The organism is bacterium (assembly GCA_040755795.1).
Taxonomy (GTDB): Bacteria; UBA9089; CG2-30-40-21; order CG2-30-40-21; family SBAY01; genus JBFLXS01.
The window spans coordinates 1-11,920 of record JBFLXS010000094.1 but is presented as its reverse complement, the minus strand read 5'-3'; the positions used below and the strand labels follow the sequence as shown (position 1 = coordinate 11,920).

The following is an 11,920-nucleotide window of genomic DNA, read 5'->3' as shown; positions in this document are numbered from 1 at the left end:
TTAGTAATAAAATCGCCCGTCCATAGTGTATCTACGAAAATTAAAAAAGCCTAATTAACATATCTTCTTAATTATCAATATGTTAATGGAGCCTTTTTGTGTATTTTCTGGGGGAAGTTCCGTTATAATGGGAAAATATCAGATTATTCGAATGAAACATTTACTTCTACTCCTCTAAAACCATATTTTGCCCTTTATAACAATCTCTTTGACCCAACAAAAGGTGAGGAAGTAATTATTAAATACAGCCTTTCATGGGATAGCTTTGTAGAGATTAAGATATATACATTAGATGGTGAATTGGTAAGTCCCCTTGTGTTAAAAAACCAATCTGCAGGAGAATATCAACTTAACTGGTCGGGTAAAGATGAAGATGGCGAAATAGTTGCCAGTGGAATATATTTAGCGTATTTTAATGTTGGTTATTTTGAGGAAATAAAGAAGATGGCAGTCATAAAATAGGAGAAGTAGGAATGAGGAAAATTTGGCTTTTTTTATTATTGTGGCTCATTTTTAGTCAAAATGTTGAGGCAGAGAAAACACATGCATTAGTAGTGCTTAAATTTCCAATGAGTGCTAAAATTGTGGGGATGGGAGAAACATCTGTAGGAATACCTGATGGTATCAATAGTATTTTTTCTAACCCAGCAGGGTTATCTGTAATTAATTATAAAGAGTTTATTGCCTCTTATTCAAGTTTTGTGGATACAAACTATGGATGGCTTGGGTATGCTCAAAGAATAAATTCGGGTAGTGTATTTAGTCTAAGTTTAATAACACTTCAAGCAGGTAATATGGAGATAAATTACCTTAATAATGAGTCAAAAAAAGTAAAAGCAGAAAGTGATTATGTGATTATTTTATCGAATGGATTTATGGTGAACAAAAGATTATCACTGGGTATTAACTTAAAAGCAATTCAGAGTGAACTGGCAGAAGAAGTAAAAACAAAGGCACATGCTTTAGACCTCGGGACATTATTACTTGTTTCAGAAAATATGAATTTAGGAGCAGGAATTCAGAATTTAGGCTCAAAAGTAAAATATAAAGAAAAGGAAGATACATTACCTTTCAATATAAGAGTAGGTGGAGGATATAGATTTTCCCTTCCTTATGAAAATGAAGTAACTTTAGGGATAGATTTAATTAAACCTAAAAATGAGAGTAAGAAAGTTAATGTAGGTCTAGAATATGCAGGAATAGAAAGAGAACTAATAGATAATAACTTAAGGTTATATCTAAGAGTAGGTTATGAAATTGGCTATGATACTAAAGGAATTACTCTGGGCATAGGATTTGTAGAGAGAAGATTCCAATTAGACTATGCTTATCTTCCTCGAAATGATTTAGGCAATAGCCACTATATTTCATTTAAAATTAAATTTGATGAATAACAAAATTTCGACCTGTGCGGTTAAGTTTTCATCGGAAAAACACCAGTTACGAGAAAATGATGATGAATAAAATAATATGTCTGGCAATAGTTTTATTTTTCCCTTATTACGCCTTATGTGAGGAGACAAAAAAACTTCCACTTCCTCCTGAGTCATTACCTCAAGAGGTTCAGGAAAAATTAAGGCAAGAAACCATATTAGGGCAGGAAATTCCACAACCTCCACAACCTACAACAGATAGAGAGATAGAAAGAACCCCTCCCGAAATTCAAACACCAACTAAACGCACCATGAGTAATAAAATAACCATTAATGTCAAAAATATGGAAATAATCGATGTGCTTAATATCCTGGCTAAAAAAGGTGGAATGAATATAGTTGCCAGCAAGAATGTGCAGGGCAGAGTTACGATATTCTTAGAGGAGATAAGTGTAGAAGATGCATTAAAGGTTATCTGCGAGGTGAATGATTTAGCTTATGAAAAGAAGGATGAATTAATTAAGGTTATGGCTAATCATGAATATGAACAGTTATGTGGTAAAAAGGCGAACGACCGCAAAATACTTACAATGCTTGAAATAAAATATGCTCAACCAACTTCCATCCTTCAATTACTTAATGGAGTAAAGTCAAGAGAAGGTAAAATCTTTATTGATGAACGGACAAATAAACTTATTATTATTGATTTACCAGAATTAATCCAGCAGATGCAAGAGATTATCAAGGCATTAGATACCCCATCAATAACAAAGACCTTTACCCTTACTTATGCTCAACCACAGAAGTTAGAGCCAGCATTAAAGAGTCTCCTATCCCGAGATGGAAAACTTCAAACGGATTCTTTAAATAAGAAGATTATTGTTACGGATATATCTGAAAAGGTAGAGGTAATTTCCCAATTGATTAGAGAGTTTGATAACTATCCTGAGCTGAGCACAGAAATTTTTACCCTTAACTATGCTAAACCAGAAGAAATAGTCGAAAAGATAAAGGATGAGCTAACTAAAGAGATAGGAACAGTTAAGATGGATAAAAGGACAAATAAAGTTATAGTAAGTGATTTGCCTTCTCAGATAAAGAGGATTAAAGAGATTGTTACTACGTGTGATACCCAGACAAAAGAGGTAGTAATTGAGGCAAAAATTATCCAGGTAAATTTATCAGATGAATTTAAATTTGGGATAGACTGGGAATATTTAGCCCAGCAGACGGATAACTTGAATATCAAGACTAACCTTGGTGCGTTAACCCAGGGTGAGGCAGGAATTCGGATAGAGGCAGGGGTATTAAATACCGATGATTATCATATACTCTTAGAGGCACTAAAGACTATTGGAGATACAAAATTACTCTCTACCCCCAAAGTAGCAGTAATAAGCGGGGAAGAAGCAAAAATTTTAGTGGGAAGTAATGTGCCTTATATCACTGAAGAGACTGTAGTTCCACAACAAGGGAATCCGATTAAAGTGCAAAAGGTAACTTATATTGATGTGGGCGTAAAACTCTTTGTTACCCCAAAGATAAGTGAGGATGATTTTGTTACTATAAAGATAAAACCCGAAGTAAGTGCTGTAACAAGATATGTAGATAATAACATCCCGGTAGTAGAAACCTCTAATGTAGAAAGTGAAATAAGGATAAAAGATGGGATGACCATTGTTATTGGTGGGTTAGTAAAGGAAGAGAAAACCAAGGAGATTGCTCAAGTACCTTTCTTAAGGAATATCCCATTTCTGGGCTATTTATTTAAGAAAGAGACGACTAAGAAACTTAACTCAGAACTTGTTATTTTACTTACCCCTAAAATTATTACTGGAGAAGGGAGTTAACAGAGACAGAGGACAGAGGACAGAAGACAGAGGATAGATTTAGGATTTAAATCAAAAATCAAAAATTAAAAGAATGGGAGAGGAATAGTATGTATTCATCTATATCAGAAGAAAAGGAAGGGCTATCGACAACAAATATTCCTTATGTGAATTTAGAAGATATTCAGATAGAGGCGAAGGCAATCAGGAAGGTTTCCGCTAAATTTGCCTTACATTATAAACTTATACCTCTATCTTTAAATGATAGTTATCTCACGGTAGCTATGACTAATCCCACAGATATTCATACCTTAGATGACATAAAACGCCTCTTAAAGTACGAAATAAAACTTGTTTTAAGTAATGAAGTAGATATATTGAAGGCAATTAAAAAATACTATGGAATAGGGGCAGAAACCATAGAAGGAATAAAGGCAAGAGGAGACTACTTTGAAGGAGCAAAACTTGAAATTACAAGCGAAACAAAAGAATCTGAAGATATAAGTAATAATGCCAAAGACCCATCGATAATTAAGTTTGTTAATGAAATTATATTAGAATCTATTAATAGCCGAGCTACGGATATTCATTTTGAGCCTTATGAAAAAGAGTTAACCATAAGATACCGTATTGATAGCATACTTTATAATATTCCTATACCCGATAAAATTAGCCATTTCCACCAGGCAATTATCTCAAGGATAAAGGTAATGGCAGATTTAAATATTGCAGAACATAGAGTTCCACAGGATGGCAGGATAAAGATTAAGGTAGGCAAAGATGAATATGATTTACGAGTATCTGTTCTTCCTACACCTTTTGGAGAGAGCGTAAGTATAAGAATTTTGAGTAGAAAACCATATACCTTAGAAGAATTAGGGTTATGTAATGAGGATTTATCAACAATAAATCGATTAATAATTCAGCCACATGGTATAATATTAGTTACAGGACCAACTGGTTCTGGGAAAACAACTACTTTATATGCTTGCTTGACTAAAATTAACTCTATTGAAAAGAATATAATTACTATTGAAGACCCAATTGAGTATCAAATAAGAGGGATAACCCAGATGCAAGTCTTACCGAAGATTGATTTTACCTTTGCTAATGCACTCCGCTCGATGCTCCGCCATGACCCGGATATAATGATGGTAGGAGAAATAAGGGATTTAGAGACAGCACAATTGGCGATTAGAACCGCATTGACCGGACATCTGGTATTTTCTACCTTACATACTAATGATGCCGCAGGAGCTATTGCCCGATTACTGGATATGAAGATAGAACCTTATTTGATATCCTCATCTATTGAAGCGATTATTGCTCAAAGATTGGTCAGGAAGATATGCCCGGGGTGTAAGGAAGGAAACAGAGGGCAGATGACAGAAGACAGAGGACAGAAGTTTGGCTGTGAGGAGTGTAGATATACAGGTTATAAAGAGAGAACAGGAGTTTATGAGATTTTATTAATGACTGATGAGATAAGGGAGTTAATATTAAACCAATCTCCTACTTATAAAATTAAAGAAAAGGCGGTTGAATTAGGGATGAAGACATTACTTGAAGATGGAATGAAAAAGGTAGAAGCAGGAATTACAAATAAATTAGAGGTATTAAGAATAACACAGCAGTGAGGGCAGAGGATAGAGGACAGAGGTCAGAGGACAGAGGATAGAGGACAGAGGACAGAGGTCAGAGGACAGAGGATAGAGGAGAGAGGAGAATGATTAGATGATTAAAAATGTTGGAGATTTGAAAGTGTACCAGCTATCTTATGAATTAGCGATGGAGGTATTTGAGATAACAAAGAAATTCCCAAAAGAAGAAACTTACTCATTGACAGATCAAATAAGGCGCTCTTCAAGATCGGTAGCTATAAATATAAGAGAAGGATATGCTAAAAGAAAATATGAACAAGTCTTCAACAGGCACTTGAATGATTCTTTGGGTTCATCTGAAGAAACAAGAGGATGGTTGGATATTGCAAGGGATTGCAAATATATAACTGAGGATGAACACAAAAAGTTGTATGGTAGATACGGCGAGGTCAATGCTATGCTTTATAGTTTAATGAACAAATGGCATAAATTCTCTGACTTCTGACTTCTACCATCTGACTTCTGACTTCTGATTTGAGGAGAAGGAATGCCTAACTTTGTATATAAGGCAAAGGATAAATCGGGTAATATATTTGAAGGTAACATAGTTGCTGAATCACAAAAAATAGTTGTCGATAAGTTAAATGAAATGGGTTACTTCCCTGTTTTGATACAGGAAGAACAGAAGGCAGAGGGCAAAGGGCAAAGGGCAGAGGACAGAGAACAAAGGGAACTATGGCGATTTAACCCAATAAATAATAAGGAAGTGACTATGTTTACCAGACAAATATCAGATTTACTTGAAGGGGGACTTCCTTTAAATAAAGCCTTATCCATATTATATCAACAAACCCAAAATAAACAATTTAAAATAATAATCGAGGAGGTAAATAAAAATGTTCAGCAAGGGATGAAATTCTCTGATGCCCTAAATAAATACCCTAAAATATTCCCTGCATTTTTAGTAGCTATGATTAAGGTTGGAGAGGCAGGAGGTATGTTACCTCAGGTGTTAGATAGGGCAGGAGATTATCTTGAAAGGATAGAAGATTTGAGGATGAAGGTCTCTACCGCATTAATTTACCCTTGTTTATTAGTCGCGGTAGGAATAATAAGCATTTGTTTCCTGATGACTTTTGTTATCCCGAAGTTAGTAACTATGTTTGAGGATTTAGGACAAAATCTACCATTCCCTACCCTTATTTTAATCTTTAGTAGTAATTTTATGGCTAAATATTGGTGGATGATATTCGCTTCTTTTATAATTGTCATCTTTGCCATAAAAAGGATGCTTGCTACTCAAAAAGGTCGTTTAACTATCCATAAATTCTTATTGTCGTTACCCTATCTTGGTGAGGTTATAAAAAAGGTTGAGGTTTTAAAATTTAGTTTAAATTTAGGTACTTTATTGAAAAACGGTGTTCCCATATTAGAGGCAATAAAAATAATTAGTAGCCAGAGTGGTAATTTAATCTTCAAAGAGGATATTGATAGAATTTATAAACAGGTCAATGAAGGTAAAGGTTTTGCGAATAGTTTAATAGACAAAGAGTTTTTTTCATCTTTAATGGTCAGTATGGTATCTATTTCAGAAGAAGGTGGATTTTTAGAAAAGGCATTATTAAAAATAGCCTCAAATTATGAAAAGGAACTTGATAGGTCAATAAAAGTAATCACCTCATTATTAGAACCAATAGTGATTTTGGCTATGGGATTTATGGTCGGATTTATTGTTATTGCCATGCTATTACCTATTTTTAAGATGAATATCTTAGTAGAGTAAAAAATAGGAGGACTGAGGTATGAGAAACAATAAGGGCTTTACTTTAATCGAACTTATGCTTGTCATTATTATTATTGGCATATTGGTAGCTATGGTGTTACCGAGATTTGCCGGCAGGACTTATCAAGCCAAAATAGCCAGAGCAAAGGCAGATATTGTCAGTATTTCAGTTGCCTTAGATATGTATGAATTAGATAATGATTCCTACCCCACGACTGAGCAAGGATTATCCGCTTTGAGACAAAAACCTACTACTCCACCTATCCCGAATAACTGGAAAGGAACTTATCTTAAGAAGAAAATACCTGTAGATCCCTGGAATAATCCATACCATTACACCTGCCCGGGGGTGCATAATGAAGATTACGACTTAATTTCTTACGGAAAGGATGGTGTAGAAGGTGGCGGTGATGATGTATGCAACTGGGAAGAAACACAAACAGATAGGAAAGAATAAAGGTTTTACTTTACTTGAATTATTGATAGTTATATCTATGATAGGAATACTAATACTAACCGCTATACCATCTTTTAAAGGAACATACAAATCTCTTAAAACCTCTATCGTGGCTAAAGAAATTGCATCACTGATCACCTATGCCCGACAAAAGGCTGTCTTAGAAAGGACTAAATATAAACTGAATCTCGATTATCAGGGTAAAAAATACTGGTTATCTGTAGAAAAAGACCCAATTAATTATCCTGATTATTATGTTAAGTCTGAAAAAGTCCATTGTCTTCCAGAAGAATTTGTAATGAATAGCTATCTTGATGCTATTATCTTCTATCCTGATGGTAGAGTTAATATAGGGGTATTAACTCTTAGAGATGAAGAGGGTAGAGAGTATATTTTAACATTTGGCACAAGGATTAATTATGTTAAGATTTACAAGAAAGATATGGAGTAACAGTGGTTATATCCTTCTTGAAGTGATGCTTTCCCTGTCTATTCTCTGTCTGGGAATAGTTTTAATCTTAAGCTCTTTTATGATAAGTTTGCAGGTAGTAAAGGTATCTAAGAATTATACAAAGGCGGTTTTTTTACTTGCCCAGAAGATAAGTGAATTAGAAAATACTACACAAGAACTTTATTCGGGAAAGATAGAGGGAGGATTTGAAGATGAATCCGAATTTACATGGAAAGCCGAAATTAAGAAAATAAAGGAATTAGATTTGAAAGAAGTAAAGGTAATAGTAGAATGGAAAGAAGGGATAGTAGATTTAATCACTTACTTATAAATGGATTTACCTTGATTGAAGTGCTTATTGGTATATCAATCTTTATGATTATTATCACGGCTATCTATACAACATTTAGTCAAGGAATTAGTGTAACTAAAAGGGGTGATGAAAAGGTATCTTTATACCAGGAATTAAGACTATCCTTAGATGAGATATCCACTGCACTTAGAAATACAACTAAATTAGGGAATGAGAAATTTGAAGGTAAAGATACCTATTTGAATTTTTTAGCATTAGATACACAAAAACAAACTTTATCAAAAATAACCTATCAATGGGATGAAAATAAACTTTTAAAGAGAGAAACTTTTCTTGCATGGCAAGAGAATAAAGATTTAGAGGAGACAATGATAGAATCTGTAGATAAAGTAGAATTCAAGTATCTGGATTTAGAAGACATCTGGCATGAAACATGGAAGACGAATAAACCACCTAAAGCAGTAAAAGTCTCTCTCTATGCGGATAAAAAGATGTTTACTACGACGGTGTGGATTCCCATAGGAAGCTCAATATGAAAACAATGAAGGATGAAAAAGGAGTGGTATTGATTGTTACCCTGTGGCTATTAACTATCTTAACCTTATTAGCCATTTCTTTCTCTCATCGGATGAGAGTAGAGATAAAATTGACTAAATTTCAAATTGATTCCCTACGGGCTTTATACTTAGCTAAGGCAGGAATTAATTATGCTATTGCAGAGTTAAAAAAAGATACAAATGATTATGCTGCCCTTAATGAACCGTGGAATGGGCAAAAAGAGGTAGAATTGGACAGAGGAAGATTTATCTATCAAGTAAGTGATGAGGAACGCAGAATTAATCTGAATTATGCTACAAGAACTGTCCTTGAAAGGTTACCACAGTTGAATAAAGAGATAGTCTCCTGCATAATTGACTGGAGGGATGTAAATATTAAGGAAGAAGATTGTGGAGCTGAAGATGAGTATTATCAAAGTATTTTAAAAAATTATCATTGTAAAAATGCACCTTTTGAATCCGTAGAAGAATTACTATTAGTCAAAGGAGTAATTTCAAAAATACTATATGGAGAAGATAAAATTAACCAATTGATAACAGTATATGGTCAAGGGGCTATAAATATTAATACGGCACCTAAGGAGGTATTATCTGTCTTACTAAATGAAGAATTAGCTCAAAATATTATTGATTATCGAGCAAAATTTGATGGGAAAGAAGGGACTGAGGATGATAATATATTTAAAACACCACAGGATATAAAGAATGTCCCTGGAATAGGAGAGAAATACAACTCAATTAGCCAACTAATTACTACTAATTCTAATACCTTTAGAATTAGTGCTACCGGGATAGTAAATAAAGTAACTAAAAAAATAACTTCAATAATTGACCTCGAAACAGGCAAGATAAAATATTGGAGAGAGGAATAATTTAGACAATGATTATTACTGGGATAGACTTTGATGATTATTCAGTAAAGATAATTCAAGTAAAGAAAGACTCAAAAGGAAGGGTTAGACTATTAAAATTATGCTCTACTCAAATACCTCAAGATGAGGATGAGACAAAGGATATTAAAATAGCTCAAACTATAGATGCTCTCATAAAGAAAAATAAAATTAAGATAGTTAATCTTCATACCTGTATCAATCGGCAATTTGTTACTATCCGATGGTTAGAATTACCCTCCGTAGATGAAAAAGAACTGGTAGAAATGGTTAAATTCCAGGCAGGTAAACTCTTACCTTATCCTTTAGAAGAACTCATCATAGATTTTCAAATCCTATCTCAACAGGATAATTCCACACAAGTAATGTTAGTGGTAGCACATAACGACATTGTTAACAAACACCTGCAGATTTTAAAACAAATAAAATTAGAACCTACTCGAATTCTTTTAACATCCGAGGCAATCTTTAATTCCTATCGGCATACCCAACTTGAAATTCCTCTATCCATAGCCATATTAGATATCGGATTTGCGACTACGGATATTATCTTTATTAATCAAAATAGATTACTCTTTACCCGTAGTGTCTCTATCCCAAGAGGAGACCCTTTAAAAGGAATAGCCGAGGAGTTAAGGACATCTTTAAATGCATACAAACGAGAAATTAAAGGGGCAGGGATTGAAAAAATTATCCTTAGTGGTGAATTAGCAAGTTTAAAAGGACTGGATAAAAGATTAGAGGAAGATATAGGTATTCCTGTGGAGATATGTACCCCTTTTAAAGGTTTTATTGTTCCACCTGAAAAGAGAGGACAGAAGTCAGAAGACAGAGCTCAGAGGTCAGATAAAATGCCTCAACTAACAACAGTAGTAGGGTTAGTTATTGGCTCTGCAGAAAAGAGGATTGACCTGTTACCTGAATCCATCAAAATAAATCAAAGACAAAAAGATAAACATACTAATTTTATCTTATCGGGTATATTGGTAATACTTTTAATCTTGAGTTTATCTGTCCTTACCATTACAAAACTCTGTGCTACTTATCAATATATAGATTATCTTGATAAAGAAATTAGGATTAATCTACCTTTAGCTAAGGATATGGAATTAAAGAAAAAAAGACTTGATGCTATTTCTGAGCAGATGAGTAAACAGCAATTAAGCCTTGATATATTAGCAGAAATTTATAGATTAATTCCTCTGGATATCTCTTTAAATGAACTTATCTTTGAAAAAGAAACCTTGACTATCATTAGAGGAGAGGCAAGAAATATGTCAACAGTGTTCTCCTTAATTTCTACACTGGAAGATTCAGATTATTTCAAGAATGTAAAGGTAAATTATGCTACCAAACGAAGAGTAGGGAATCGTGAAGTAACTGATTTTCAAATTAATTGTCCACTGGAAAAGGAAGGATTATGACTTTTTCACAACTTGCCAAAAGAGAAAAAAGATTATTATGGATTACCAGTGCTGTCATTCTTGGTTATGCAGGATATACTTATCTACTTGAACCAGGCTATAATTTTTTGTCCAAATTGAACAACGAGGTATTATCTAAGGAAATACAACTTTTAAAAAATAGACGAATTATTAGCCAAAAGGATAAAATCTCTACGGTATATAACAAATTCTCCAGGACATTACAGATAAAAGGTTCTCTGGAAGAGGAATTAGCGGATACTTTAAAAGTGATAGAATCTATATCTAAGGCTTCAAACCTTTATTTAGTAGATATTAAGCCGGGAATAGTTAAGGATATGGGATTTTATAAAAGACTTATCATCGTAGTTGAGGCAGAAGGGGAAATAAATCACCTGACAAAATTTATCTATCAATTATCATCTAAACTTCTAACGGTTTCATCTTTAAGACTAAAAGCAAAAAGTGGAACTAAGGGTGTCTTATCTGCCCAGTTGGTTATAAGTAGAATCTTAGAGGAATAACACAATGTTAGCTTTAAATAAGATAAGTTTTGCAAATAAAATTTTATATTTAGCAAATTTAATTCTCTGTATTGGAATTATTATCTACTTTTCTTTGCCCAAAAAAGAATTAGTAATCAGTAGAAAAAGAGGGGAGATAAAGTTAAACGCTATAAATTTACCTCCTTCTAAACCCTATTCGTATTATAGTAATTTAATTGGTAGTCGATATTTATTTGTTCCTTTAGTGGAGGAAGAGGTGAAAGAAAAAGTAGTTCAGCAGTCATTACCTAATTTACCCGTAATATCTGCGCCACCTCCACCTCCACCTCAATCGCCACCACCAGATATACCGCTTAAAATTCCTTTAGAGAAGCGAGTAGGTAATTTAAGATTAATAGGAGTAGTGTTTGATGAAAGTAGTGGGACAGCAATAATTCAAGATGGAAACAAAGCACATCAATATTTCCTCAAAAGAGGAGATTACATCCAAGGGGTAAAAATAGATGAGGTATTTGAAGATAAGGTAATTTTAAAAGATGGAGATGAGATAGTAGAATTGAGGATGTAAAAAGTGGGGATAGTTCGTTATCAAACCTACACCCTAAAAAATCGTAACCGTTCAGGGCTATACATTAGAAGTGTAAACAAGGAGAAATGGGGAAAAGGGAGAATTGGAGAAATGGCTCAAACTTTTTCTTGCTCCACCCTTCAGACATTAATCCTGGTGTCGTGTTGA

At 33.8% G+C, this 11,920-nt stretch carries 14 protein-coding genes; all 14 read left to right on the top strand.

Features of this window, described 5'->3' with window-relative positions; genetic code table 11:
* Nucleotides 1–96 precede the first annotated feature (96 nt).
* Complete coding sequence (locus AB1414_08100) at nt 97–462, top strand: FlgD immunoglobulin-like domain containing protein (GenBank protein MEW6607401.1); 366 nt, start codon at nt 97–99, stop codon at nt 460–462.
* An 11-nt stretch (nt 463–473) separates the two neighbouring features.
* The gene (locus AB1414_08095; protein ID MEW6607400.1) at nt 474–1,394 is read left to right on the top strand and encodes a PorV/PorQ family protein; all 921 of its coding nucleotides are present in this window, start codon (nt 474–476) and stop codon (nt 1,392–1,394) included.
* Nucleotides 1,395–1,408: 14 nt separating this feature from the next.
* Entirely contained in the window at nt 1,409–3,223 is a 1,815-nt protein-coding gene (locus AB1414_08090) for a secretin N-terminal domain-containing protein (GenBank protein ID MEW6607399.1), read from the top strand.
* Nucleotides 3,224–3,312: 89 nt separating this feature from the next.
* The gene (locus AB1414_08085; protein ID MEW6607398.1) at nt 3,313–4,839 is read left to right on the top strand and encodes a GspE/PulE family protein; all 1,527 of its coding nucleotides are present in this window, start codon (nt 3,313–3,315) and stop codon (nt 4,837–4,839) included.
* Between the two features lie 97 nt (nt 4,840–4,936).
* Nucleotides 4,937–5,308: a four helix bundle protein gene (locus tag AB1414_08080; protein ID MEW6607397.1), complete on the top strand. Its 372-nt coding sequence runs from the start codon at nt 4,937–4,939 to the stop codon at nt 5,306–5,308.
* A gap of 42 nt (nt 5,309–5,350) precedes the next feature.
* Nucleotides 5,351–6,586, top strand: a complete 1,236-nt coding sequence (locus AB1414_08075) for a type II secretion system F family protein (GenBank protein MEW6607396.1) — start codon at nt 5,351–5,353, stop codon at nt 6,584–6,586.
* A gap of 19 nt (nt 6,587–6,605) precedes the next feature.
* The gene (gene gspG / locus AB1414_08070; GenBank protein MEW6607395.1) at nt 6,606–7,043 is read left to right on the top strand and encodes a type II secretion system major pseudopilin GspG; all 438 of its coding nucleotides are present in this window, start codon (nt 6,606–6,608) and stop codon (nt 7,041–7,043) included.
* Nucleotides 6,997–7,494: a prepilin-type N-terminal cleavage/methylation domain-containing protein gene (locus tag AB1414_08065; GenBank protein MEW6607394.1), complete on the top strand. Its 498-nt coding sequence runs from the start codon at nt 6,997–6,999 to the stop codon at nt 7,492–7,494. Before gspG ends, AB1414_08065 begins: the two co-directional genes overlap by 47 nt.
* Nucleotides 7,463–7,825: a hypothetical protein gene (locus AB1414_08060; GenBank protein MEW6607393.1), complete on the top strand. Its 363-nt coding sequence runs from the start codon at nt 7,463–7,465 to the stop codon at nt 7,823–7,825. Before AB1414_08065 ends, AB1414_08060 begins: the two co-directional genes overlap by 32 nt.
* Nucleotides 7,786–8,343, top strand: a complete 558-nt coding sequence (locus tag AB1414_08055) for a type II secretion system protein GspJ (GenBank protein MEW6607392.1) — start codon at nt 7,786–7,788, stop codon at nt 8,341–8,343. Before AB1414_08060 ends, AB1414_08055 begins: the two co-directional genes overlap by 40 nt.
* Complete coding sequence (locus AB1414_08050; GenBank protein MEW6607391.1) at nt 8,340–9,236, top strand: helix-hairpin-helix domain-containing protein; 897 nt, start codon at nt 8,340–8,342, stop codon at nt 9,234–9,236. The genes AB1414_08055 and AB1414_08050 overlap by 4 nt, the downstream gene beginning before the upstream one ends.
* Before the next feature lie 8 nt (nt 9,237–9,244).
* The gene (gene pilM / locus AB1414_08045) at nt 9,245–10,678 is read left to right on the top strand and encodes a pilus assembly protein PilM (GenBank protein MEW6607390.1); all 1,434 of its coding nucleotides are present in this window, start codon (nt 9,245–9,247) and stop codon (nt 10,676–10,678) included.
* Nucleotides 10,675–11,202, top strand: a complete 528-nt coding sequence (locus AB1414_08040; protein MEW6607389.1) for a hypothetical protein — start codon at nt 10,675–10,677, stop codon at nt 11,200–11,202. Before pilM ends, AB1414_08040 begins: the two co-directional genes overlap by 4 nt.
* Before the next feature lie 4 nt (nt 11,203–11,206).
* Entirely contained in the window at nt 11,207–11,752 is a 546-nt protein-coding gene (locus tag AB1414_08035; protein ID MEW6607388.1) for a hypothetical protein, read from the top strand.
* The last annotated feature ends 168 nt before the right edge of the window (nt 11,753–11,920 follow it).

Coding starts and splice junctions, on each gene's coding strand:
- AB1414_08095 (MEW6607400.1), top strand. CDS start 474: ATGAGGAAAATTTGGCTTTTTTTATTATTGTGGCTCATTTTTAGTCAA.
- AB1414_08085 (MEW6607398.1), top strand. CDS start 3,313: ATGTATTCATCTATATCAGAAGAAAAGGAAGGGCTATCGACAACAAAT.
- AB1414_08080 (MEW6607397.1), top strand. CDS start 4,937: ATGATTAAAAATGTTGGAGATTTGAAAGTGTACCAGCTATCTTATGAA.
- AB1414_08075 (MEW6607396.1), top strand. CDS start 5,351: ATGCCTAACTTTGTATATAAGGCAAAGGATAAATCGGGTAATATATTT.
- gspG (MEW6607395.1), top strand. CDS start 6,606: ATGAGAAACAATAAGGGCTTTACTTTAATCGAACTTATGCTTGTCATT.
- AB1414_08065 (MEW6607394.1), top strand. CDS start 6,997: ATGATGTATGCAACTGGGAAGAAACACAAACAGATAGGAAAGAATAAA.
- AB1414_08060 (MEW6607393.1), top strand. CDS start 7,463: ATGTTAAGATTTACAAGAAAGATATGGAGTAACAGTGGTTATATCCTT.
- AB1414_08055 (MEW6607392.1), top strand. CDS start 7,786: ATGGAAAGAAGGGATAGTAGATTTAATCACTTACTTATAAATGGATTT.
- AB1414_08050 (MEW6607391.1), top strand. CDS start 8,340: ATGAAAACAATGAAGGATGAAAAAGGAGTGGTATTGATTGTTACCCTG.
- pilM (MEW6607390.1), top strand. CDS start 9,245: ATGATTATTACTGGGATAGACTTTGATGATTATTCAGTAAAGATAATT.
- AB1414_08040 (MEW6607389.1), top strand. CDS start 10,675: ATGACTTTTTCACAACTTGCCAAAAGAGAAAAAAGATTATTATGGATT.
- AB1414_08035 (MEW6607388.1), top strand. CDS start 11,207: ATGTTAGCTTTAAATAAGATAAGTTTTGCAAATAAAATTTTATATTTA.